The organism is Pararhizobium sp. LjRoot235 (genome assembly GCF_964254145.1).
In the GTDB taxonomy this organism is placed as follows: domain Bacteria; phylum Pseudomonadota; class Alphaproteobacteria; order Rhizobiales; family Rhizobiaceae; genus Pararhizobium.
In genome coordinates this window covers 1,163,084-1,188,520 of record NZ_CAXUSP020000002.1, presented here as the reverse complement: position 1 = coordinate 1,188,520, position 25,437 = coordinate 1,163,084, and the positions used below count along the sequence as shown (strand labels likewise).

At 62.0% G+C, this 25,437-nt stretch carries 17 protein-coding genes and 1 pseudogene; 5 read left to right on the top strand and 13 right to left on the bottom strand.

Annotated features, from left to right (window positions below; translation table 11 throughout):
• Positions 1 to 15: 15 nt before the first annotated feature.
• Positions 16 to 5,673 (top strand): VCBS domain-containing protein, encoded by a 5,658-nt coding sequence (locus ACSQ2Z_RS26270; RefSeq protein ID WP_436084101.1) that lies wholly within the window; start codon positions 16 to 18, stop codon positions 5,671 to 5,673.
• 201 nt (positions 5,674 to 5,874) lie between these two features.
• Positions 5,875 to 5,987 (top strand): annotated as a pseudogene (locus ACSQ2Z_RS26265) (ATP-binding protein); the annotation flags it as partial.
• Here the strand turns inward: ACSQ2Z_RS26265 and ACSQ2Z_RS26260 are convergent.
• From ACSQ2Z_RS26260 to ACSQ2Z_RS26210, 11 genes are all read right to left on the bottom strand, one after another.
• A complete protein-coding gene (locus tag ACSQ2Z_RS26260) occupies positions 5,988 to 8,516 on the bottom strand; it encodes a methyl-accepting chemotaxis protein (protein ID WP_436084100.1) in 2,529 nt (842 codons plus the stop codon).
• 577 nt (positions 8,517 to 9,093) lie between these two features.
• Entirely contained in the window at positions 9,094 to 9,363 is a 270-nt protein-coding gene (locus tag ACSQ2Z_RS26255; protein WP_436084099.1) for a hypothetical protein, read from the bottom strand.
• Positions 9,363 to 11,546, bottom strand: coding sequence for a methyl-accepting chemotaxis protein (locus ACSQ2Z_RS26250; RefSeq protein ID WP_436084098.1), 2,184 nt, complete (start codon positions 11,544 to 11,546; stop codon positions 9,363 to 9,365). Before ACSQ2Z_RS26250 ends, ACSQ2Z_RS26255 begins: the two co-directional genes overlap by 1 nt.
• 640 nt (positions 11,547 to 12,186) lie before the next feature.
• Complete coding sequence (locus ACSQ2Z_RS26245; protein WP_436084164.1) at positions 12,187 to 13,137, bottom strand: ROK family protein; 951 nt, start codon at positions 13,135 to 13,137, stop codon at positions 12,187 to 12,189.
• Positions 13,138 to 13,151: 14 nt separating this feature from the next.
• A complete protein-coding gene (locus ACSQ2Z_RS26240; RefSeq protein WP_436084097.1) occupies positions 13,152 to 13,853 on the bottom strand; it encodes a ribulose-phosphate 3-epimerase in 702 nt (233 codons plus the stop codon).
• A 4-nt stretch (positions 13,854 to 13,857) separates the two neighbouring features.
• Complete coding sequence (locus ACSQ2Z_RS26235; protein ID WP_436084096.1) at positions 13,858 to 14,667, bottom strand: alpha/beta fold hydrolase; 810 nt, start codon at positions 14,665 to 14,667, stop codon at positions 13,858 to 13,860.
• The gene (locus ACSQ2Z_RS26230; RefSeq protein ID WP_436084095.1) at positions 14,664 to 15,509 is read right to left on the bottom strand and encodes a sugar phosphate isomerase/epimerase family protein; all 846 of its coding nucleotides are present in this window, start codon (positions 15,507 to 15,509) and stop codon (positions 14,664 to 14,666) included. Before ACSQ2Z_RS26230 ends, ACSQ2Z_RS26235 begins: the two co-directional genes overlap by 4 nt.
• A complete protein-coding gene (locus ACSQ2Z_RS26225; protein WP_436084094.1) occupies positions 15,509 to 16,585 on the bottom strand; it encodes a Gfo/Idh/MocA family protein in 1,077 nt (358 codons plus the stop codon). Before ACSQ2Z_RS26225 ends, ACSQ2Z_RS26230 begins: the two co-directional genes overlap by 1 nt.
• Positions 16,586 to 16,730: 145 nt before the next feature.
• On the bottom strand, positions 16,731 to 17,876 hold the full coding sequence (locus ACSQ2Z_RS26220; RefSeq protein ID WP_436084093.1) for an ABC transporter ATP-binding protein: 1,146 nt from the start codon (positions 17,874 to 17,876) through the stop codon (positions 16,731 to 16,733).
• 350 nt (positions 17,877 to 18,226) lie between these two features.
• The gene (locus ACSQ2Z_RS26215; protein WP_436084092.1) at positions 18,227 to 19,162 is read right to left on the bottom strand and encodes a PfkB family carbohydrate kinase; all 936 of its coding nucleotides are present in this window, start codon (positions 19,160 to 19,162) and stop codon (positions 18,227 to 18,229) included.
• Positions 19,163 to 19,165: 3 nt separating this feature from the next.
• Complete coding sequence (locus ACSQ2Z_RS26210) at positions 19,166 to 19,966, bottom strand: aldolase (protein WP_436084091.1); 801 nt, start codon at positions 19,964 to 19,966, stop codon at positions 19,166 to 19,168.
• A gap of 230 nt (positions 19,967 to 20,196) precedes the next feature.
• Between ACSQ2Z_RS26210 and ACSQ2Z_RS26205 the strand changes: the two genes are divergently transcribed.
• Positions 20,197 to 20,958, top strand: a complete 762-nt coding sequence (locus tag ACSQ2Z_RS26205; RefSeq protein ID WP_436084090.1) for a DeoR/GlpR family DNA-binding transcription regulator — start codon at positions 20,197 to 20,199, stop codon at positions 20,956 to 20,958.
• 92 nt (positions 20,959 to 21,050) lie between these two features.
• Here ACSQ2Z_RS26205 and ACSQ2Z_RS26200 read toward each other — a convergent pair whose 3' ends face one another.
• A complete protein-coding gene (locus tag ACSQ2Z_RS26200; protein WP_436084089.1) occupies positions 21,051 to 21,869 on the bottom strand; it encodes a sugar phosphate isomerase/epimerase family protein in 819 nt (272 codons plus the stop codon).
• Positions 21,870 to 22,169: 300 nt separating this feature from the next.
• Here ACSQ2Z_RS26200 and ACSQ2Z_RS26195 point away from each other — a divergent pair, with 300 nt between their 5' ends.
• Together ACSQ2Z_RS26195 and ACSQ2Z_RS26190 are read left to right on the top strand one after the other, a co-directional pair.
• A complete protein-coding gene (locus ACSQ2Z_RS26195; protein ID WP_436084088.1) occupies positions 22,170 to 23,318 on the top strand; it encodes a Gfo/Idh/MocA family protein in 1,149 nt (382 codons plus the stop codon).
• Positions 23,315 to 24,250, top strand: coding sequence for an alpha/beta hydrolase (locus tag ACSQ2Z_RS26190; protein WP_436084087.1), 936 nt, complete (start codon positions 23,315 to 23,317; stop codon positions 24,248 to 24,250). Before ACSQ2Z_RS26195 ends, ACSQ2Z_RS26190 begins: the two co-directional genes overlap by 4 nt.
• 23 nt (positions 24,251 to 24,273) lie before the next feature.
• On the opposite strand, the gene ACSQ2Z_RS26185 is transcribed toward ACSQ2Z_RS26190, so the two are convergent.
• The gene (locus ACSQ2Z_RS26185; RefSeq protein ID WP_436084086.1) at positions 24,274 to 25,308 is read right to left on the bottom strand and encodes a LacI family DNA-binding transcriptional regulator; all 1,035 of its coding nucleotides are present in this window, start codon (positions 25,306 to 25,308) and stop codon (positions 24,274 to 24,276) included.
• Positions 25,309 to 25,437 lie beyond the last annotated feature (129 nt).

The window sequence follows — 25,437 nt, the reverse complement described above, 5'->3', positions numbered from 1 at the left end:
ATCGGCGAGCCGACGGTGGTCGACGTCAGCGAGGACACCTCGTCGCCAGATCTGACCGCCACAGGCAGCATCGCCATCGCCGATGCCGACCAGGGCCAGGCGGCCTTCCAGACGACGGTCGCCGCGGCGGCCGGCAATCTCGGCAGCCTCGTACTGCAGCCGGACGGCAGCTACACCTACTCGGTCGCCAACGCCGCCGTGCAATATCTCGGCGCCGACGACAGCAGGGTCGAGACCTTCACGGTGACGGCGCTCGACGGCACCAGCAAGGTGATCGCCTTCACCATCCACGGCGCCAACGACGCCGCTGACATCGGCGAGCCGACGGTGGTCGACGTCAGCGAGGACACCTCGTCGCCAGATCTGACCGCCACGGGCAGCATCGCCATCGCCGATGCCGACCAGGGCCAGGCGGCCTTCCAGACGACGGTCGCCGCGGCGGCCGGCAATCTCGGCGCGCTGACGCTGGCTTCCAACGGCAGCTACACCTACACGGTCGCCAACGCCGCCGTGCAATATCTCGGCGCCGGCGACAGCAGGGTCGAGACCTTCACGGTGACGGCGCTCGACGGCACCAGCAAGGTGATCGCCTTCACCATCCACGGCGCCAACGACGCCGCTGACATCGGCGAGCCGACGGTGGTCGACGTCAGCGAGGACACCTCGTCGCCAGATCTGACCGCCACGGGCAGCATCGCCATCGCCGATGCCGACCAGGGCCAGGCGGCCTTCCAGACGACGGTCGCCGCGGCGGCCGGCAATCTCGGCGCGCTGACGCTGGCTTCCAACGGCAGCTACACCTACACGGTCGCCAACGCCGCCGTGCAATATCTCGGCGCCGGCGACAGCAGGGTCGAGACCTTCACGGTGACGGCGCTCGACGGCACCAGCAAGGTGATCGCCTTCACCATCCACGGCGCCAACGACGCCGCTGACATCGGCGAGCCGACGGTGGTCGACGTCAGCGAGGACACCTCGTCGCCAGATCTGACCGCCACGGGCAGCATCGCCATCGCCGATGCCGACCAGGGCCAGGCGGCCTTCCAGACGACGGTCGCCGCGGCGGCCGGCAATCTCGGCGCGCTGACGCTGGCTTCCAACGGCAGCTACACCTACACGGTCGCCAACGCCGCCGTGCAATATCTCGGCGCCGGCGACAGCAGGGTCGAGACCTTCACGGTGACGGCGCTCGACGGCACCAGCAAGGTGATCGCCTTCACCATCCACGGCGCCAACGACGCCGCTGACATCGGCGAGCCGACGGTGGTCGACGTCAGCGAGGACACCTCGTCGCCAGATCTGACCGCCACAGGCAGCATCGCCATCGCCGATGCCGACCAGGGCCAGGCGGCCTTCCAGACGACGGTCGCCGCGGCGGCCGGCAATCTCGGCAGCCTCGTACTGCAGCCGGACGGCAGCTACACCTACTCGGTCGCCAACGCCGCCGTGCAATATCTCGGCGCCGGCGACAGCAGGGTCGAGACCTTCACGGTGACGGCGCTCGACGGCACCAGCAAGCAGGTCGCCTTCACCATCCACGGCGCCAACGACGCCGCTGACATCGGCGAGCCGACGGTGGTCGACGTCAGCGAGGACACCGGCGTCCAGTCCGGCAATCTGGTGGCAAGCGGCAGCATCGCCATCGCCGATGCCGACCAGGGCCAGGCGGCCTTCCAGACGACGGTCGCCGCGGCGGCCGGCAATCTCGGCAGCCTCGTACTGCAGCCGGACGGCAGCTACACCTACACGGTCGCCAACGCCGCCGTGCAATATCTCGGCGCCGACGACAGCAGGGTCGAGACCTTCACGGTGACGGCGCTCGACGGCACCAGCAAGCAGGTCGCCTTCACCATCCACGGCGCCAACGACGCCGCTGACATCGGCGAGCCGACGGTGGTCGACGTCAGCGAGGACACCTCGTCGCCAGATCTGACCGCCACGGGCAGCATCGCCATCGCCGATGCCGACCAGGGCCAGGCGGCGTTCCAGACGACGGTCGCCGCGGCGGCCGGCAATCTCGGCAGCCTCGTACTGCAGCCGGACGGCAGCTACACCTACACGGTCGCCAACGCCGCCGTGCAATATCTCGGCGCCGACGACAGCAGGGTCGAGACCTTCACGGTGACGGCGCTCGACGGCACCAGCAAGCAGGTCGCCTTCACCATCCATGGCGCCAACGACGCCGCTGACATCGGCGAGCCGACGGTGGTCGACGTCAGCGAGGACACCGGCGTCCAGTCCGGCAATCTGGTGGCAAGCGGCAGCATCGCCATCGCCGATGCCGACCAGGGCCAGGCGGCCTTCCAGACGACGGTCGCCGCGGCCGCCGGCAATCTCGGCGCGCTGACGCTGGCTTCCAACGGCAGCTACACCTACACGGTCGCCAACGCCGCCGTGCAATATCTCGGCGCCGGCGACAGCAGGGTCGAGACCTTCACGGTGACGGCGCTCGACGGCACCAGCAAGGTGATCGCCTTCACCATCCACGGCGCCAACGACGCCGCTGACATCGGCGAGCCGACGGTGGTCGACGTCAGCGAGGACACCTCGTCGCCAGATCTGACCGCCACGGGCAGCATCGCCATCGCCGATGCCGACCAGGGCCAGGCGGCGTTCCAGACGACGGTCGCCGCGGCGGCCGGCAATCTCGGCAGCCTCGTACTGCAGCCGGACGGCAGCTACACCTACACGGTCGCCAACGCCGCCGTGCAATATCTCGGCGCCGACGACAGCAGGGTCGAGACCTTCACGGTGACGGCGCTCGACGGCACCAGCAAGGTGATCGCCTTCACCATCCACGGCGCCAACGACGCCGCTGACATCGGCGAGCCGACGGTGGTCGACGTCAGCGAGGACACCTCGTCGCCAGATCTGACCGCCACGGGCAGCATCGCCATCGCCGATGCCGACCAGGGCCAGGCGGCCTTCCAGACGACGGTCGCCGCGGCGGCCGGCAATCTCGGCGCGCTGACGCTGGCTTCCAACGGCAGCTACACCTACACGGTCGCCAACGCCGCCGTGCAATATCTCGGCGCCGGCGACAGCAGGGTCGAGACCTTCACGGTGACGGCGCTCGACGGCACCAGCAAGGTGATCGCCTTCACCATCCACGGCGCCAACGACGCCGCTGACATCGGCGAGCCGACGGTGGTCGACGTCAGCGAGGACGCCTCGTCGCCAGATCTGACCGCCACGGGCAGCATCGCCATCGCCGATGCCGACCAGGGCCAGGCGGCCTTCCAGACGACGGTCGCCGCGACGGCCGGCAATCTCGGCAGCCTCGTACTGCAGCCGGACGGCAGCTACACCTACTCGGTCGCCAACGCCGCCGTGCAATATCTCGGCGCCGACGACAGCAGGGTCGAGACCTTCACGGTGACGGCGCTCGACGGCACCAGCAAGGTGATCGCCTTCACCATCCACGGCGCCAACGACGCCGCTGACATCGGCGAGCCGACGGTGGTCGACGTCAGCGAGGACGCCTCGTCGCCAGCTCTGACCGCCACGGGCAGCATTGCCATCGCCGATGCCGACCAGGGCCAGGCGGCCTTCCAGACGACGGTCGCCGCGGCGGCCGGCAATCTCGGCAGCCTCGTACTGCAGCCGGACGGCAGCTACACCTACACGGTCGCCAACGCCGCCGTGCAATATCTCGGCGCCGACGACAGCAGGGTCGAGACCTTCACGGTGACGGCGCTCGACGGCACCAGCAAGGTGATCGCCTTCACCATCCACGGCGCCAACGACGCCGCTGACATCGGCGAGCCGACGGTGGTCGACGTCAGCGAGGACACCTCGTCGCCAGATCTGACCGCCACGGGCAGCATCGCCATCGCCGATGCCGACCAGGGCCAGGCGGCCTTCCAGACGACGGTCGCCGCGGCGGCCGGCAATCTCGGCAGCCTCGTACTGCAGCCGGACGGCAGCTACACCTACTCGGTCGCCAACGCCGCCGTGCAATATCTCGGCGCCGACGACAGCAGGGTCGAGACCTTCACGGTGACGGCGCTCGACGGCACCAGCAAGGTGATCGCCTTCACCATCCACGGCGCCAACGACGCCGCTGACATCGGCGAGCCGACGGTGGTCGACGTCAGCGAGGACACCTCGTCGCCAGATCTGACCGCCACGGGCAGCATCGCCATCGCCGATGCCGACCAGGGCCAGGCGGCGTTTGCGACGACGGTCGCCGCGGCGGCCGGCAATCTCGGCAGCCTCGTACTGCAGCCGAACGGCAGCTACACCTACTCGGTCGCCAACGCCGCCGTGCAATATCTCGGCGCCGACGACAGCAGGGTCGAGACCTTCACCGTGACGGCGCTCGACGGCACCAGCAAGGTGATCGCCTTCACCATCCACGGCGCCAACGACGCCGCCGTCAACACCGTGCCGGGCTCGCAGACCGTCGGTTCAAACAGCGCGACCGCGATCGGCGGTGTTTCCGTCGCGGATGTAGACAGCAGTACTGTCACCACGACTCTCTCCGTGTCCAACGGTAAGCTGACGGTCGGAACGGGCGGCGGTGTGACGGTAAGCAACAATGATACCAATACGGTGACGATCAGTGGCACACTCGTGCAGGTCAATGCCGCGCTGGCAGCGCTGAGCTATCTCAGCAATGCCAATTACAGCGGCGCCGATGCGTTAACCGTGGTGACGTCGGACGGTTTCCTGAGCGATATCGACACGGTGGCGATCACGGTCAATCCGCCGGCCAACGCGGCACCGGTGGCAAACAATGATGTTATCGTCATATCCACTGGAACGTCCGTTTTCCTGTCGGCGGCATGGTTACTCAACAATGACACGGACGCTAACGGAGACGCACTTTCGATTTCTGGGGCGAGCTTCGGCTCGCTGCCGAGCGGTTGGACGGTCACGCCGGTGAATGCAGGCGGGGTGATCTCCGGGTTCAACGTGAGCGCGGGTAATCCTAGCCAATCGGTGACTTTGTCGTACACAATCAGCGATGGACAGGGGCACTATTCCACCGCCGAGTTCACGATTCAGACACCTTCCACGGCGTCGACCAGCGGAAAAAATGACATCGACCTAGGCTCTTTGACCTACAATTACTCGTATATCGATGGAAAGGACCACAACGATACCCTTACTGCTAACCTGACACTTACCGGAACGCAAGGAAACGACGTGTTCGTCGGCAGTGACGGCAATGACACCCTTGATGCCGGCGCCGGCAACAACATTCTGACCGGCGGAGCTGGCAGCGACGCGTTTGTCTTCCGGAACTTTGCAAGCACAACAAACCACGTCACCGATTTCGATCCGGGCACGAACGCGACGACCGTCGACACGTTGCGCTTCGATGTGGGGACCGGAGCCGCCGAATTCTCGGTCGGCAACAACGATGCGGCCTTCATTTTCAAGACAGGGAACAACGCAGCGATCAATGTTGCCGGCACAGAGGTTGCCGTGAAAACCGATGCCAGCGTCACCAACGCGACAGTCCAGAGCACGATCAACAGCTACGGCAACATCAACGCGGGTGGGTTCTTCGTCTTCCACAACCTCGATCTCGGCCACGGTGCGGTTTACTATGATGCCAATCCGAGCGCGGCTGGCGGTGCGGTGATTGTCGCGGAACTCGACAATACCACGCTGTTGGGCAGTCTCGGCAACTTCAATGCCAGTGATTTTCTTGTGTTCCTCTAATGTCTGACCGAGCGAAGATGCACGGCGCACCAACCTTCAGGCGGTAATGACCGAACTTCGGCGTGCCGCCTGGCCACTCGTGGCCTTCAGCGCTGAAATCAAGGGGTCGGTTCCGGCTGAGGGCGAAATGACACCCTCTCATGAGCGATTTAGGTTTCCGGGCGTGTTTAAACCTCCCCGCACACAGGTCAAATGATGTAGTTTACGACCGCAGCCGCGCTGATCAGCCAGCTCCTGAAGGCCCGTGACGAGCGACGGCTGCTCGAGCTACAGCGCGATCTGGGGCAAAGCTGCTCACCATCGATGAACTTGGCTCACGCGGCAACGTTGTAAGAGTCATCATTAACCTGCTCGTCCGCAAGCTGGAAACAACCTACTAAGTTGGTTAGCTCGCGGGTCTTTTCGGCTAGCTGCTGGGTGGCGGCATTCGCTTCCTCGACCATCGTTGCATTCTGCTGGGTCATACGATCAATCTCATTCACGGATGAATTGATCGACTTCAACGATGTGGCCTGCTCTCTGCTTGAGGAGGCGATAAGTCCTACATGGGAGAATATCTCAACAATCTCCTGGGAAATCTGCGTGAGCGCGTCGCCCGCGTTGCCGACGTATTCCGATCCTGTGGCGACCTCCCTGACGGAGTCGCTTATGAGTTGCCCGATCTCTTTGGCAGCCTGCGCCGAACGCTGCGCGAGTTCCCTTACTTCCTGCGCAACGACCGCAAATCCTTTTCCGGCCTCGCCCGCTCGAGCTGCCTCGACGCCAGCATTGAGCGCCAACAGATTGGTTTGAAACGCGATGGCGTCAATCACAGTTATTATTTGCGAAATCCTGTCTGACGAGTCCTTGATCCGCCACATTGCTGAGATGGCATTCTGCACTACGGCTGCGGAGTCGTCAGCGCCTTGCTTTGCCTTGTGGACGAGTTCCAGAGTAGCGTCCGCCCTGTTGGACGACGTCGACACAGCCGCTGAGATCTGCTCAACTGCCGCGGCCGCTTCTTCAAGCGCTGCCGCTTGCTGCTCCGTCCGCTTGGCGAGGGCGTTCACCGACTGCGCCATTTGCCTGCCGTTGTCGCTGATCAGGCCAGAAGTGCCCCGGATGGCAAACAGGGTTCGGTGAAGACCGGCAACCGATTTATTGAAGTCCTCACGTAGGCTATCGAGGTGATCCGCGAAAGGAGTATCGATCGAAAAGTCTAAGTCGCCATGAGACAGTTGGATCAAACCGTGCGCCAAGGCATGCATAGCGCTATCGATTTGGTTACGAGCCTCTCTGCGCTCGCTTTCGTTTCTTTGTCGCTCGGCCTCCGTGGCATTCCGTGCAGTCTCGGCCTCTTCCTCCATGGTAACTTTCGAGAGAGCGTTGTCCTTGAATACCGAGAGGGCTCGCGCCATGTCGCCGATTTCGTCGCGTCGCGTGCCACCTGATATCGCGGTGTCCAGCTTTCCATCCGCAATTCGGCGCATTGCCGCAGTGATCTGACTGATTGGTCCTTTTAACGTAAGAACGAGCGCCGCTCCTGCAATCATAGCAATGAAAATACCAATTGCTGTGGCACTAAGCGAAATGGTGTTTGCCTGCTTCCGCTCGACGCCAGCCTCCTGCTTCTGGCTTTCAGCGAACTGTGTCAGGAGCGTCCAGGTGTCCTCTATTTGTTGTGTCGCTTCGGCGAAATCGGTTTGGATTTCAGCCGAGCTCGTTGCCAATGCAGCAGCGTCAGATGAAAGAGCGTCGAGAATTGGCTGAACCTTCAATGGCAGATCAGAAAAGAATGGATCGTCTTTCACCAGGCGTGCAAGCCGCCCGAGTTCTGTGCCGTACATGTATAGAGACTGTTGAACCTTCTTGACGCTCGCTTCGTCCGGTTGCGCAACGAGCTCCGCGAAGACGACACGGATTTCGTTGTTGCTATTGACGATCGCGCGCAGCTTATTGCCAACGGCCTCCGCTTTTGCCACCTCTTGATCCGATGCCGCTAGATCGGCGACGGATTTACGCATCAGCAGATCGCTCGTCTGCTTCAACTGCGCGCCAATCATAGAAAAATTCTTGAGCGCAACATCCGCTGAAGTTACGCCGGCGTCATCAATAGCGTTTGCCTTTGCGAGCGCTTCGACGCTTTGAAACTGCTTCTCGAAACCCTGAGCAAGCGCTTTTCGATCCTCCGGCAAGGCCGAAGCGAGTTGTGAAACGACTTTTGATAGTTGGGGCGCCCATTTTGCCAGAACGGCGCGTTTCTCTTCAGGAAGCGGTGCCTTTCCGTATTCGATAACGAGATCAGAAATAGAAGCCGCCACAACGCTTATTGTTGCCGATTTTTTCAGAGCGGTTTTATTAGCGTTTTCTTTTGCCTTCCCGGCGGCCATTAAGGCAAAGGAACGCTTTCCTGTTTGTCCCTGTAGATCGAGGAGCGCCGCAGCGGCGACGGTGACATCGTTTAAAATTTTCTTTTGATTCTGGTGCAATTGCCAGATGCTTTCAATCTCCTGAGGGATTGTCTGTGATTGAACGAGAGCTTGATCGAGAAGGTCGACGTTTGTTCGTGACCTCAACCCGGAAGCTGTCTGCTCCAGCAACTTAAGCTGATCAGCCGCGTCGGACGCTGCAACATCATGCGTAGCATGGGTGGGTTTCATTATGAAACCACTCATGCTCGAAAACACGTTCTTGAAGCCGCTGAGAGACTGAAGCACATCATTGGAAACTTCCATTCGCTCTTCCAGAAGCCGCGATGCATAATATCCGGTCAAGCCGACGGCGCAGACGCTTAATATGAACGGTGTTACCATCACCATCACCTTCGTCTGAAGCCGAACCTTCGACATAAACTTGTCAATCATGCAGAGACTCCCAACCCCCGAAACTAACGTTAAGAAATCTCACTTTTAACTTAAGGACATGTTAACTGTGAATCGGGGTAATGTCGGCCGTATCCTCCTGACAGAATGGGTCTGCTTACGCGCTGGAAGCTTTGTAAAAATTCGCAACAATAAATAGTTGATGGTCTAGACCAGAGCGAGAATCTCTTCTTCACGAACTCGAGGACAATCCTCACCGAACAGCGTCGCGACGCGTTAATCAGGAGCGAAAGAGTTCGCCGGGCTCGGCTCTAACCTTGCCCAACAGAGCCTGCTTCAAGCTCGATGGCGGTTCATCGGCTCCGCGCCGTCGATCTGGCGAGCCGCCCCATTACCTCACCGGCCCGCGGCCGAGCCGGGTCTTTGGATGCGTGGCCTGCTGATCGGCCGCTAACGATCGTGGCAAATGGCTTCGATCGGTTCGGACTGTCTCCCGCTGCGATCACGGAGAGGTGGCGCGCTGGGAAACTGCTCTGATCGAGATCGAGGAAACAGACCAGGCCGCGTTCAAGCGGCGTTGATGCCGTGCGAAAGGCTGGCATTGAAGACCATGCCGAGATCAGGCGCCGGCTGGATCTGATCGGTGCGGACCGAGAGAATATCCGAGACCTGATCGACGATCAGGCGGCGATACCACGTCCACTTCTGCGACGACGATTGCAGCAGGGGTCGTATCGATGCGGCTGCGGACGCCGCGCGGGTTCATGACGCCGATGACGTCGGCAGGTGAATGGGGCAGCGGCGTCGCCGCTGCCCCTCCGCTTGGTCTTGATGCAGACTGCTGGTCACCGCGAAGGACGGCAATGATTTCCAACGTCGCGCCGTTCATCAAAACTCCTCCCATTCTTTCGCGACGGCGGCGGGCGCCGTTCGGCCGCCGCCAAAGGCACCGGCCAGTTTCTGGCCAAGCGCGCGGGCGGGCGAGGCAACCGGCCTGCTGTCGTGGCCGATGGCACGGCGCTCCGACGTGGCGCCATCAAGCTTGAAGCGGGCGATTAGCCGGGCGAGGTTGGCGGCTTCCTCGGCCAGCCGGTTGGTGGCGGCGGTCGATTCCTCGACCATCGCCGCGTTCTGCTGCGTCACCTGGTCCATGTGGTTGACGGCGGTGCTGACTTCCGACAGACCGGTCGACTGTTCCTTGGCCGCGGTGGCGATCGAATGCACATGTTCGTTGATCTTGACCACGTGGCCCTGGATCAGGCTGAGCGCCTCGCCGGTCGCCGTCACCAGCTTGACGCCGGATTGAACCTCGCCGCTCGAACGGGAGATCAGCGCCTTGATGTCCTTGGCGGCACCGGCCGAACGCTGGGCGAGTTCACGCACCTCCTGGGCGACGACGGCAAAGCCCTTGCCGGCATCACCGGCACGGGCGGCCTCGACGCCGGCATTCAGCGCCAGGAGGTTGGTCTGGAAGGCGATCTCGTCGATGACGTTGATGATCTGGCCGATTTCGCCGGAGGCCTGCTCGATCCGTCCCATCGCCGAGACCGCGTCCTTGACGACGGCACTCGACTGCTCGGTCGAGCGGCGCGCCTCGTCGACCATGTGGCTGGCCTCCGTCGCCCGCTCGGTCGAGCTCTTGACCGCGACGGTGATCTCCTCCAGCGCCGAGGAAGTCTCTTCCAGCGACGCCGCCTGCTGTTCGGTGCGCTTCGACAGATCGCCGGAGGCGGTGCGCATCTCGCCGGCGCCGCCGTTGATCGTGTCGATGGCGGCGCGGACCTCGCCGAGCACCGACTTGAGGTTGGCCATCGTCGTATTGACGTTGCCCTGGAGCTCGCCAAAGGCGCCCTGGAACTCGCCGCGCATGCTTTCGGTCAGATCGCCCTCGGCCAGCGCCGACACCACCCGCCGGGTCTCGGCAATGCCGCGATCGACCGAGGACACCAGTTCGTTGACGCTTGTCGCAAACCGGTTGAGATCGGCGTTGTCGTAGTCCTTGCTGATGCGCTTCGTGAAGTCGCCGGCGACCGCCGCCGACACCACCTGACCGATGTCCGACTGCAGGTCGGCGCTCTTGGCCTGCAGCGCCGCCTCCTGCGCGTTCATCTCGCGCACCTTGATGCCATTCTGCTTGAACACCTCGACAGCGCGGGCCATCTCGCCTATTTCGTTGCTATTGCCGGTAAAGGGGATTTCGGCTGTCAGGTCGCCATCCGCGAGAGCCGTCATTGATCGTGTAATGCGCTGCATTGGCCGCAAGACCACGCCGATCACAATCTTAAAAGCCCATGCCGCCAACGCCAATCCAAGGACGAGGGCCGCACCATTCAACATCATCGACAATTGAGCCTCGCTCGCGGACGTAGTTGTGAGCGCATCCGCTGTGTTCCCAGTGCTGTGAGCCAGAGCAAGCAAGGTGTCGATGGCCATCGTTGCGTCAGCGATCCACTCGTCGGACCGGAGCGGATAGGGTGTTCCTGCAATTCCAGCGGCATAAACTTCCCCCCGGATTTTCTCAAAGCGACCAAAGAAGGTTTGATTGACCGCGTCGGCTGCCGCTGTCATCTCCGGCGTGACGCCACCCTTTTGAAGAAAGGAACTGACTTCCAACCAGGATTGTTCGACACGACCGCGATATGTCGCCAGGGTTTGAAGCCTCTCATTGTCCAGCACGTGGCCGCTCGAAACAGCTTGACCGATAAGCGCTCTCTCGCGCCCGGCGAATTCACTCATTGTCCAGATGGCGCTCTTGACGTCCTGGATCTGGTCAATCTTCGTTTCGATAGTTTCAGGTAGATATTGTGAAGCGAGCCTGAGATGCTGAGATCTCATGATCAGGTTGGTGCTGATCGATACCCAATGCGCGGACAGACGACCGTCGCGCTCTTCCAGCGGGTCATACAACGCCTTGTCCACCTGACCACGGGCTTCCAGCAGCTCTCTTTGGGCAGCCCCCACCTCGGCTACAATAGTGCTCCGATCCTTGAAGTCCGGGGCCATTGCGATCTGCTGCAACGCCAGATCAAAAGCTCCGTCACCTTTCGTGCGTCTGGCCTTGACGGAAGCCATTGTTGTGGTTTCAGCTGGATTTTTTCCCGCCAAAGCAGCATTCACCATGCCGCGCTCAACAGCCCAATCACCAGCGGCCGCGAGTAAGAGGTCAGATGTTCGATTGCTGGCGGCAACCGCTTTCGCATCATTGAATCTTGCCCATGCGCCAGCGACCTCGCGCCCGGCCAATGCCGTTATTGACAGACACAGCAAAGATACGATCGTAAGCAGGCTGGTACGAATTGTGACAGGGGCATATTTCATCATAAGGCTCCTTCAACGGGATTGGGGGCAGGGCGCGGCGTGTCTTCGTGCTTTCCGGGTCTACTTCGACGAAAGAAAATCGATAAACTCAGTGAGTCCGTCGGGATGCTTCTGGGAGAACCCCCTGAAAACAAAGGCGACTTCATGCTCTTTGTGCGGTAGTATATCGGAAGTTGCCTTCCACTCTGATTGAGTGTGCCAACAATGCGCGCAAAACGTTTACAATTTCTCTATTCACTAAATTATCAACTACAATAATAGGTTGTTCGGATTGTAAAGTCAGGCCGAGCAACCACGCGCCAGCGATCAACGCGCGCGTGTCCTTCAAGTCTGGTTGTCAGCACCTTCCACCTTCCCTGATCTCAACGTGTACACAAAAGCTGTGAGTGCGTTCTTACGGAGCTGTCTCGGCCAGAAACGCCAAGGCCGCGGCGCCGATCAGGCCCGAATTCTGGCCCAATGCCGCCCGCCTCACCTTCACATCCCTGAAGGCTGGCATCGCCCATGTGGTGATGTAGCCCTGAATGCCGGGCTGAAGACGGCCGAACTCATGGGAGAGGCCTCCCCCCATCACCAAGACATCCGGGCTAAAGATATGGATCAAACTCGTGAAACCGCGGCCAAGAATTTCGGCTTCCTCGTCTATCAGCCGGTTGGCAAGGCAGTCGCCGTTCCTTGCGGCCGTGAAGACGCTCTGGCCTTCGATGGCGGAACCATCACGGCCAAGCGTCGTCTCGCTGCATTGCAAGGCCTGCCTCCGGGCACGAAGCTGAAACGCCGTTCCGGATCCATAGGCCTCGAAACAGCCATTGTTGCCGCAGGGGCAAAGGGCTCCGTTCGGCACCACCGACATGTGGCCGATATGGCCTGCCATGCCCTTGCGGCCGCGAACCACGCGCCCGTCGGCGATGACCCCGCCGCCGATCCCTGTGCTAACGGTGACATAGACCAGATTGTCGAGCCCCTTACCGGCTCCGAACTGCCACTCGCCGATCGCCGCGGCGATCCCGTCGTTCTCCAGGCTGACTGGAAACGGAAAGAGCTTCTGCGCCTCCGCCTTCAGCGGAAAGTCGGCAAAGCCCGAAAGGGTCGGAATATCCGACGCGACCCCGGCGGCCGTATCGGTCGGACCGGGGGTGGAAATGCCGACCGCCGCCACCGATAGCGGATCGGTGCTTGAAAACAGCCGGTCAACGAGCCCGCGGATTTGAGAGAGCACCCGCTCCGGGCCGGCCATCGCCTCGGTCCTATCCTCGACGCGCGCGACGATCGTGCCTCCCTCGTCGACGAGGGCAGCTCGAACCTGGGTTCCACCCAGGTCAATTCCGATGGCGAGCCGCTGCATCTGATGACCGCCGTTCAGAGAGCGCGCAGCCACGCCATGCGCTCGTCGAGGGACGGCGCATTGAAGGCGAGCGAGCCGAGGACGACAGTCTCCGCGCCGGCCTGGTGCAGCAGCGGCACCGTGTGCTCGCGGATGCCTCCATCGGCGGCAAGCACGATGCGATGGCTAGCGCCGCAATCAGCGATGATCTGCCTTGCCTGCTGCAGGCGTTCGCCGGCTTTCTCATTGAGCTCCTGCCCCTTTACACCAATCGCCGTGCCGAGCAGCGTGAGGAAGCTCAGCCGGGACGCATATTTGCGGACGCGCTCGACGGGGGTATCGACTTTGAGAACCATGCCGGAGGCAACGCCGCGGCGATCCAGAAGATCAAGCGCCTCGTCGGCGACGTTTTCATTTTCCACATGAAGACTGATCAGGCCGCTGCCAGCATCGGCGAACTGCTCGATCTGCGAAAGGATGATGCTGTCGTCCACCATGAGGTGGACATGAATCGGCCGCGCGGAAATCCTGCGGACGCCGGCAACGAGATCCGGGAAGAACAGCATGGCAGGCGCGAAATGGCCGTCAGCTACATCGATATGGAGTACGTCCACATAAGGATCGACGCGTGCGAGATCGTCCGCGAGACGAATGAGGTCCGCCGACCAGACGGAGAATTCCGCAATCAGGCGGTCCTTTGGAAGGGCGGCAATCCAGCTCTTCGATGGGGCGGTCATGGTCTCAAAGCTCCTTCAGAAAATGGCCCATGGCGAACCGGAAGTCGGCGACGTACTGCGCGCGGCTTTCGACCTTCGGGGTGATTTGGACGAAGCGTGCCGCCGGAATCCAGTCGGCAAGGGCGCGCGCACAGGCAATGGGATGAATAACGTCCTGCTCGTGGCCGATAATGAGTGTCGGCACCCCGATCCGCTCCACCTCCTCTTGCGTGACGCCCGGGCCGTCGTTGGAAATGGCGGTCAGCAGTTCGGCGGTCATATCCAGAGGCGTGCGGGAGAAGAACCCGATAAGCGATGCCAGATTGTCCGGTGCCTCGGCCGAGAGGTGCTGGCCCGTTGGCCCGGCAAGAAACGCGATCCTGGCCGCATCCGGCGGCAGTTTCTTCAGAAGACGGCCGACTTCGGCGTTAGGCGCCATGTTTTTTGGGGCGGCTGCCGTCAGCCATGCCGGCCGCGCGATGATCAGCGACTTTACGAGATCGGGCCGCTTCACCGCAAGGCGCAGGGAGATCGCAGCACCCATCGAGATCCCGCCGATGGCGACGGGTGCCGAAAGATGTTTTTCGATATAAGACGCGATATCCTCCGCGAAAGTGGCGATCGACAGCTTGTCCAGCTTTCCGGTTTGCGACCGGCCATGGCCGCGCGCTTCGACCGTGATGCGGCGAAACCCCCGCTCCGCTGGAAAGGCTTCCCCGGTCTGCCCCGCGTCGCCACAGAGACCGTGCTGGAACACAACCGGAATACCATCCCCAGCCGTATCGACGTTCAGATGCGTGCCGTCGCGGGCTTCAAAGGTTTGAGCCTCGGTCATCGTGCCGCTCCGGTGGAGGCGGTCTCCAGCTTGCTCTTGAGGAACCCGCCCACGCGGGGCGCCTCCGACGCCAACAGACCGTGTGTGATCAGGCTCCCGGTAAAACCGATCGCCCGGAGCCTGCCGAGGTAGTGCGCATAGTCGAGCACGCCTTTGCCAGCAGTGGCGAAACTGCCGTCCGAATTGCGGTCCTTCGCATGCGCCATGACGATCCGGTCGGCCAGAAGATCGATAGCGGACGAGACGATGGTCCGCTGCTCGTCGATCGTCGCAAGCTCGAAGAGGTTGGCGGGATCAAGCACGATCTTGAGGCGCGGGCTCTTCAGCTCCGCGATCAGACGATGCGCCTTTTCGGCCGAGTTGATGACGTTGGCAAGCTCGGGCTCGATGCCGAGATCGACATTGTTACGCTCAGCAATCTCGACGGCCGTGCCCATCGCTTCGAGCAGGTCCCGCCAAGCGTCCTGCGTATTGTTGTCCGGATGTTCCTTCCACTGGTCGACCGGATCACGCGTGCCGGTGCAAAGCGTAATCAGCCCGGTCGACAGATCGGCACAGCGTTCGGCAAGCGCCGCCAGCTTGCGATGCCCGGCCTCGCGCACGGCACGATCGGGATGGATCATATTGTAGGTACCGGAGACGGCGGCGATCTCGATGCCCGTCTTTCGCGCGGCTTCCGTGACCGGTCGCGCCTGCTCTTTGCCGATCGCCTCCGGCATTGAAGGCAGGCCCGAGCAGGCCATGTTGTATTGCACGGAGACAAAACCGGCGTCGGCAACCGCCTTCAGTACGGTTTCGGGATCCGCCCCCCCGAAGGTCTTGGCGAAAATGCCGAGCTTCATCACATGCCACCCGTCACATCAGCAAGGGCGACCGGCTTGCCGCTTTGGACGGACTGGGCGATGGCGACCATGGTCTGGACGGATGCGAGACCGTCATTGATGTCGGCGCCTTCCATCGGCATGCTGTCCAGTATGGTACGGGCGAAACCTTCCAGCTGGCGGCGGTAGAAGTGGCCATCCGCGCCGAGCACGCGATGGGTCGCCCCGTCGGCTTCCCGGAAGATATCGACCTCGCTGGTCTTGTAGTACCAGGGGTTATAGGTCTTGCCGAGGATGCTGCCGTTCTGGCCGTAGATCTGGAAGCCCTCGTGCCAGTCCATGCGCACCTGTACGGTCAGGTCGAGGTGACCGAGCGTGCCGGAGGCGAATTCCACATCGATGAACCAGCACCAGATACCGGCGCGCTCCGCCAGGCGCGCCTGAACAGAAACGATGTCCCCGGCAAAGTAGCGTGCAGTGTCGATCAGGTGGCATCCGTGCGCGAGCATGTAGTAGCGGCGCAGATCCGCCTTCGGATTGCTGGAAGGTTTGCGAGCACTGGCGCTGGTTACGATCAGCGGCTGGACCGCATCGGTCATCGGATAGCGGTGCGTGCTGTCGCAATACCAGGCCTTGAGCGCGATCAGATCGCCGATCTCGTCGCGAATGAAAGCTTTCGCCGCCTGAAGGCCGGCATCGAACCGCTTCATGTGGCCGACCTGGAAGATCTTTCCGGATTTTTCAATTACAGCCTTCAGCTCGAGGCATTCCTCGACCGTCAGGCCGACGGGCTTCTCGCAAAGAACATGCTTGCCCGCCTGCAGCGCCCGGACGGAGGCCGGAACGTGAAAGGCGTCAGCGGTCGCAATGATCACGGCGTCAAGGTCCGGATCGGCGAGCATCTTGTCGTAGTTCTTGTAGGTCTTCTCCGCCGCATGGGTGATCGCCATGCGCTCGCGCAGATCGTCAGCCACGTCGCAAATTGCATAGAGATCGGCATTCGCCGCCTTGGTGCAGCTCTCGAAATGCGCTGCCTGAGCAATCTGGCCCGCTCCTAGGACGCCTACGCGAAGGCGTCGTTCCAGTTTTTTTGGCACCGGGAAACCTCTGGGTCTTGACGTTGACAAGCGACGCCGGCTCCGGCGCCTAAAAGAATGGCATGGATAGCGGAGACCGGCGGGCCGGAGGCGGTCCCTTGCAGCGCACAATGCTCCTTGCGCACCGCCATCGCCGGCCTCGATCTCACAGCGCCATATGCGTCTGCGGGTGAAAAAAGTGCAGCTTGGCGGGATCGACGGCCAGATCGATGCTCTTGCCCGCCTCGACCGCGCTGACGGCTTCGAACCTCGCGACGGCATTAGCGGCACTGCTCAGGTCCTCGACAGCATCGGGGTCGCCCGAGTCGACGCGGACCGCCTCGATGTTGAGGTGCACGATCAGTTCGGAGCCAAGCTCCTCGATCGACTTGACGAGCGCCGGGATCGTCGGATAGGCGACACCCGAAGGCAGGCGTCTGTCATAGAGGTCTTCCGGCCGGATGCCGAAGACGATCGTCTTTCCCTCGAAGGTGGACAGACTGGGCGCACGCTCGAAGGCGCTGGCGGGAAGAGGGATTGCGAAGGTCGGCAGCTGGATCTTGTCGTCCTGCAGACGCCCTTCAAACAGGTTCATGGACGGCGAGCCAATGAAGCCGGCGACGAAAGCATTGATTGGACGGTTGTAGAGGGCCTTGGGCGTATCCACTTGCTGCAGCACGCCGCCCTTCAGAACCGCAACGCGATCGCCCATCGTCAGCGCCTCAGTCTGATCATGGGTGACGTAGATCGTTGTGACGCCCAGCTGCCGCTGGAGGCTTGCGATTTCGGCCCGCATTTGCACGCGCAGCTTGGCATCAAGATTCGAGAGGGGCTCGTCCATGAGGAAGGCCGCGGGCTCACGCACCATGGCGCGCCCCATCGCCACGCGCTGGCGCTGTCCGCCGGAAAGCTGCGCGGGCTTATTGCCCAGCAACGTCTCCAGCTGGAGGATCTTAGCGACTTCGTGGACGCGTTTGGTGCGTTCGGCGTTGCTTTTGCCCGCCAGCTTCATCGAGAAGGCAATGTTGTCGAAGACGGTCATGTGCGGATAGAGCGCATAGCTCTGGAAGACCATGGCGATATCGCGGTCCTTGGGTGGGAGATCCACGACATCCTGCCCGCCGATGCTCAGCGTCCCGCTGCTGATCTCCTCAAGCCCGGCGATCATGCGGAGCGCCGTCGACTTTCCGCATCCGGAAGGGCCAACCAAAATCAGAAACTCGCCATCATGGACGGTAAGGCTCAAATCCTTGATTGCATGGTAGTTGTTTCCATAGGTCTTGCAGATCTTGTCCAGCACAACCACCGCCACGTCATTTCCTCCCAAGGCCCAGTCTCGGCCGCACCCAAGGACGGCGCTTGCCCATCACCTCCCCAGCCTTCATACAAGAGGCTCAGGACTGCGCTTAAAAGTCAACAGAAAATCGCCAGAAGAAGGTTCGTCTGCGATCTGACATAGCTTCAACATACTGAAAAATATATATATTTCACTATCGAAAAAATTATATGTATGCAATGTTATTTTTTAACGCGCGTATATTTTTGCTGCTAGACAGTCGATGACGGGACTTCGCAAGGGGATCGACGCGGTCATCAGCTGCGCCCACCGCGGACGAGCACGGTCCACCGACATGCACGGCCACGCAGGCAGGGATCTGGGTTTTACCCGGACGTCAAAGGCGCGGGTCTAGGCGCATTTTCACCCATCATCCACGCCTGGCACGTTTGGTTGCCGGGCAGCCCCCTGCGCCCGCCATGGGCTGTCACGGAGACGGCGGCAGCGGCTGTGGCATAGGCCGCGCAACCGAGAGGTCCCTTCCCTTCCGCCAGGGCGAAGGCATATGCCCCATGAAAACAGTCCCCCGCACCGGTCGTATCGACCGCCTGTACCGCATAGGCCGGAACATGCCAGCGGACGGCGTCGTCCTTCTGCCGGACGTAGGAACCGCGATCGCCATCTGTGAGAACGACCGCGGAGCGCTCGGCTGACCAGAGCCTTTCAAGGATCACGGCAGGATCGCTCTCGCCAGTGTAGGACTTACCGAAGGAGATCGGCAGTACCAGATGATCGGTCAGAGCCATGATCCGGTCGGTCGCGGGACCGACAGTCCATTCGATATCGGCGACAATGGAAAGGCCAAGCGCGCGTGCGCGGGCAACCACTGATTCCGAATGCACGGAATAGCCGTCGATCAGGAGCACCGGCGCCTGCGTCAGTACAGCGTCCGGCAGCGCATCCGAGGTGCCATGCAAGACGTCGTCGTCATAGGCGATAAACCGGTCGCCGTCAGGGCCGACCATGACCACGGACCGGATCGGTGCGGCGAATGGATGGCGTGGTGCAAAAGATATATCCACGCCGTTCCGCTCGAGCTCGCGACCACCGACATCGGCGAGCGGCTGATCGTTCAGCCACCCGATGAATGCGCCGCGTCCGCCGAGCCGGGCGACAGCCACCAGGGCTGTTGCCACGTTGCCGCCGTGCTCGGTGGCGCGCTTCGTCACCTTCCCCTTGCCGGCCGTCAGCGCCCGATCGACATAGATGATGTCGTCGATTGCCAGGGCGCCGAAACCCAGAACATGAAGTGGGCGTGACATATCTTACGCACCGGCAGCCGCCAACGCCTCCTCCGGCGCCATCCGATCGTGAATGACGAACTTGTAGGCGCGCGCGGCCTTGGTGGTATCACCGTGACCCCAAAGGTTGCGGCCGACCACGGCACCCTTGGCACCGGCGCGCAGGGCGTCGGACGTCTGCTCCAGGGCGCCGAGCAGCGTATTGGTCTTGGGGCCGCCGGCGATGACGACCGGGATCGGGCAGGTCGCCACCGTTTCGCGGAACGAGTCGAAATCGCCCGTGTAGCCGACCTTGACGACGTCCACGCCGGTCTCGTAGCCGATGCGCACCGCATAGGCGATTTCATCCGGCGTGAAGACGATCTTGCCGCCGTTGGCGAAGTCGCGCGGATAGACATGGGCGATGACCGGCATCTCAAAGCGGGCCGCCGCATTCACCGTATCGGTCAGCCAGCGAATATATTCGCCTTCGGTGTTGCCGCGCACCGGAATGGCGACTGCCAACGCATCGGCGCCATAACGCACCGCATCCTCGGGCGTTGCGATGAGTTGGCGAATGCGGTCGTCGGCCGTGAAGCAGCCGGCCTGGATAACCAGCGCCGCCTTCCCGGCGTATTCCGACCAGAGATGACGCGCCGCACCCGGCTGAATGCTGATGTAGTCGGGGCCTCCGGCCACGACGCGCTTCAGCGCGCCCGGCAGGTCGGCAAGGCCTCCTTCACGCACATTGCCATAGCCGACGAAATGATCGACTGCGCCTCCGAAAAGATTACCTGATGGGTTGGAGAACAGACGGGAGAGGCGAATTTTTGTTCCAAGACCCATATCAAAAAATCCCTTTACGGTTGCGGCGCTGATGTCAGATGACCCTAACTCGAAAACAAAACAACATTCAATATTTCGATTTCTTTCATTTTTACCTTATTTGGAAATTTTTGGCGTGCTAATCTCCGACAAAATCGTTATCTGCTTTTCTGGAAAGAAATAATGGAATGGCGCGCTTTCGATTTTCGAAAGAAAGTCTCATCATCAACAGAGGTAATTCGAGGTCACATATGCTTGCAGAACAGCGACGGCATCAGATCTTGCTGGAACTTCAACGGGTCGGTCAGGCGCGCACCCGTCAACTCGCAGAATTCTTCGAGGTTTCGGAAGTGACGATCCGTTCCGACCTCGAAATCATGGACGCCAAGAAGCAGCTTATCAAAACCCATGGCGGCGCAGTCGCCTTGCCCGCCGATTCCCCTGCCGCCGCTTTCGAAGAGCGCATGCAGCGCAATTTCGACGCCAAGCGGCGGATCGCCCAGGTGGCCGCCCGCCAGATCATCGACAACCAGTCGATCGTCTTCGATAGCGGCTCCACGCTGTTGCAGGTGGCCATGCAGATGCCGCCGGTCAACAACGTCGTGGTGGCGACGACAGCCATGAATATCGCGCAGCATCTGATGTACCGGCCGGGACTCGACGTGCACATGATCGGCGGCCGGGTTTTTCCGAGCACCGTCAGCACGATCGTCGCGGATTCCGACAAGGCGCTCGGCGGGCTCGTCGCGCACCAGGCCTTCGTCAGCGCCCACGCGATCGATCAGTCCTTCGACGTCGTCGATGTCTCGGAAGACATTGCGCGCACCAAGCGCAATCTGGTGCGCATGGCCCGTCGCGTGGTACTCGTGGCGGATTCCAGCAAATGGGATATCGGAGCATCCTCCAAGGCTTTTTCCCTGTCACGCGTCGATCTGATCATCACCGACAGCAACATGCCGCACAGCATCCGCAACCGCCTGGAAAAACTGGGCGTCGAAGTCCGCTACGCGTGAGCTGCGGGTGGCCTCGCCATCGCCGCAAACCGCGGGGGGACGCCTCGGTGCACGCCCTTGACAACGGTCGGCGGCCGGCAACAGTCCATCGACTAGAAACCGAAACGGCGCAACGTCTCGCGGTTCTGCCGAACGGCGGCGGCCGGATCCTTGCCGGCATGGTCGGACTCCTCCTCGACCACGATCCAGCCGTTGAACTCCGGGGCCTGACGAACTGCCGTGATCACGGCCGGCACATCGCAGACGCCGGCACCAAGCATCGCCCAGGTACCGTCTGCGTCGACATCCTTGAGGTGGACGTAGCGGATGCGGGCGCGGTGAGCTGCCAGCGTGTCATCCATCGACTGGCCGCCGCGCAGGATATGGCCGGTATCCGGTACCCAGCCGACCTGCGGATCGAGGAACGCGAACAGGCGGTCATAGTCCCCGCGGGAAAAGAGGAGCGTCTTGTGGTGCGAGGACGGATGCACCGCGACGGCGACGCCGGCGGCCCGCCCGATTTCCGCGGAGCGATTGTAGCATTCAGCCGCAACCGCAAACTTGTCATCGCGCCGGCCATCCGAAACGACCGTCGCCGAGCCCATCGACACGAGCGCGCCGGGGAAATGAGCGGCGAAATCCACCCAACGGCGGGTGGTATCGAGGTCGGAAGCAATCTTTTCCAGGACAGTGAAGCCGCTGGACGAACCGAAGGCAACAGAGACCAGCTTCAAGCCCGCATCCGCAAGCGTCCGGGCAAAGGCAGCGGGGTGCAGCGCATAGTGGCCGATCATCGTGTCAGTGATCTCGATACCGAAATAGCCGCCGTCGGCGATTGCACCCACCAGGTCATCCGGCCCGCCAGTCCACTGTGCGCCCAACATCTCCCACGTGAATGTCTGGCAGCCGATTTGCAGTTCTGCAGTCTTCATATTTTGGTCCTGACCTCTCGATTGATGAGCACGTCGGCACAGAAGCCGACGGCCTTGGCCTGCGCATACAAGCCTCCACAGGGCCACCCGTTTCGTCGTGATCGGAAAGGCAGCCCATCCCGGACGAGGATGGACGGAAACCGGAACGTCGGTATCCTCGGGATTGCGCCGCCTCCAAACGTCTTGTCACTACGTAAGATAAAATGTTATCGTGCGTCAATATAATTTATGTCTCGCGACTATATTCGACGTTCCGTTTCGGAACCCCTCACGCAGACCGGCAAGATCGGGCTCTTCAAGATGACACAGACGAATGACACGAAACTCAGAATCGGGGTGGTCGGATGCGGCAACATTTCGCTCGCCTACATGCACAATGCGCCCCTGTTCCGCGGCGTCGAAATCACCACCTGCGCAGATCTCAACATGGAGGCTGCCAAGCGCCGCGCGGCGGAGTTCAACCTGCGCGCGACGGATGTCGATTCCCTCATCGACGACAAGGATATTGACCTCATTGTGAACCTGACGATTCCAGCTGCACATTTCGATGTTTCGATACAGGCGCTGTCGGCGGGCAAGCATGTCTTCACCGAGAAGCCGCTCGGCGTCACGGCCTATGAGGGAAGGCAGCTGGTCGATGCGGCAGCCGCGAAGAGCCTCGCGCTCGGCTCGGCTCCCGACACCTTCCTGGGCGCGGCAGGACGCCATGCACGGCGCCAACTGGAAGCCGGTGTTGTCGGCAAGCTGGTGACCGGAACCGCCTTCATGATGGGACGCGGGATGGAGCACTGGCATCCCGACCCGAGCTTCTACTACCAGGCCGGCGCCGGCCCGGTCATGGACATGGGCCCCTATTACCTCACCATGATGGTCAATCTGATGGGACCCATCCGCCGCGTGCAGGCTGTCGCCAGGAGCGGGCAGGAGGAACGCCTGATCACGGCAGAGGGGGCAAAGAAGGGCACAACCTTCAGGATCGACACCCCGACCAGCGTGCTCTCGCTCCTGGAATTCGATTGTGGCGCCGCTATCACCTTCGGCGCCTCCTGGGACGTGTTCCGCCACTCCAATCACCCCATTGAGCTGCACGGCACCGAGGGGTCGCTGCGCCTGCCCGACCCGGATAATTTCGGCGGCGTCGTGGCACTTTCCAACCGTGGCGCGCCCTGGCAGGAAACGGACACCGCCAGCGAACTCTTCGGTGCCGTCAACTGGCCTATCGCAGCACCCGATCGCGCAAACTACCGCATGCTTGGCCTCGCCGATCTCGCGGGCGCAATCATCGAAGGCCGTTCGCCACGCGCTTCGGGCGATCTCGCGCTGCATGTCCTTGAAGTCATGGAGGCGATCCTGCGGGCCGGCGAAACCGGTGTCGCCCAAACCATCGCCGGCACGGTCGCACAGCCGAAGGAACTGAAGGAAGACGAAGCGAGAAGCCTGCTCGGATGACGAAACTGGACGGATCCGCAAAGCGCGCCCTCGCTTGGTCGGACGATCCGCAGATCTCGATCGAACGCTGCACGCCGATCGAGGCGCGGGCGCAGTATCTCGACAGCTTCGCAAAGAGCCAATGGCCGCTCGAAGAGGTGGATGAGACGTGGGAAGAGCGTATCGGCGGCATCAGGCTGAAGATCTGGCGAGGCCGCGGCGCACTGCGACAGGGTGCCCCCGCCCTGCTCTACCTCCACGGCGGCGGCTGGGTGATCGGCGCGCCGGAGACCCACGAGGATATCTGCCGCTCTCTCGCCAACGCGGTCGGGGCCGTCGTCGTTTCACCGGACTATCGCTTGGCCCCGGACCACCCCTTCCCGGAGGCGCTGGGGGATTGCGCCAGGGCACTCGTCTGGATGAAGGATCAGTCCGACATCCTCGGCATCGACCCGGCGAGGATCATCGTCGGCGGCGACAGCGCCGGCGGAAATCTGGCCGCGGTCATCGCGCTCTTGGCACGGGACGGAGACATTCCCGGGGTGATCGGTCAGGTGCTGATCTATCCCGTCACGGATCAGCAGCAGGCTCTGGACAGCTACGGGCGCTATGCCGAGGATTTCGGCCTGACGGCGGCCGCGATGACATGGTTCCGGGACCATTACCTTCCACAGGCCGCCAGCCGCTCGGACTGGCGCGCCTCGCCGCTCGGCGCAGCATCTCTTGCTGGCGTTGCTCCCGCCTTCGTCGTCCTTGCGGGACACGACGTGCTGTTCGATGAGGGCGCAGCCTATGCGAAGCGACTGGAATTGGAAGCACAAGCCACGTGTCGGATATGGCCGGGACAGATTCACGGCTTCGTGTCCATGGGACGCGCCATACCGGAGGCAAAGGAGGCGCTGGAGGCCATTGCAGCAGCGTGGCGCAGCATGGACCCCGCCATCCGCCCGTGAAAGCGCGGCCGGCGAACGAAACCTCAGGCCGACTCGCGCATCACCAGGGTCGCCTCGAGGATCACTCTCTTCGTCCCTGCCGTCCGGTCGTCGTCCTCATCATCAAGGCGCCTCAACAGAAGCTCCACCACTTTGGCGGCAATTTCGGGGGCATTTTGCGCCATGGTCGTCAGCGACGGGCAGGTGTAGCGGCTCAGTGGATGATCGTCGTGGCCTGCAATGCGCACATCGCAGGAATCGCTGCGGCCAATCTTCAGCCCAGAGGCGAACGCGGCTGCCATCGTTCCGAAGGCGAACCGGTCGTTGGCGCAAAGCAGCGTCTTGCCCGGCAGGCTGCCCTTGGCGAGGATCCGCTGCATCTGTTCGTAGCCGAGGCGCTCGAATTCCCAGGAGGGTGGGGCCTCGCAATCGATGACAAGAGGCGAATGACCTTCCCGGATCATGGTGGCGCGGTAACTCGCCTGCCGTTCGCTCGCATTTTCGGTCAGATGCGGAACCTCCAGGAAAATCGGCGCTTCGCCGGACCGACACAGATATTGGACGATGGCCGCGACGCTCTGTGTATTGTCATTCCCGACGAAGGGCAGGTCGATGCTGGCGGGACTGTCGAAGCAGACGACGGGGATCGCATCGGTCAGCCGTTCCAGCGCCGACCGGCGCGACCCAGCCCCCAGCGGAGCGACCACCGCGCCCGCGACCTTGAGTGACAGGAGTGTCCGCACCGCCTCCTCCTCCAGCTCAGGCCGCGTGTGGGAGGAGAGTTGCACGGGCCAGAAGCCCTTTGCGCGCAATTCCAGCTCGATCAGGGAGACGACCTGCACATAGAATGGGTCCGACATGGTCGGCACCAGGATGCCGATATTCTTGGTCCGCTTGCGATTGAGGTGACGGGCAAAAAGGTTCGGCTCGAAATTCGACTTCTTGAGCGCCGCCTCGATGCGCTTGCGGGTCACTTCCTTGACCTGCGTCGGATCGTCGAAATATTTCGACAGCGTCGGCCGCGAAACGCCACATGCGCTCGCGAAATCGTCCATCGATCTGTAACTCTTCTTGGCCATTCAATTCCTTACCGACATGCGGGACGACACGCTGAGCGAGCGAAAAATCGAACTCGTTCGCACAGCAGAAATCCGATGTCGCGCAAAATTAAGCAATAGATAAAACGCACTGGTCTCTGCCGAAAGTTG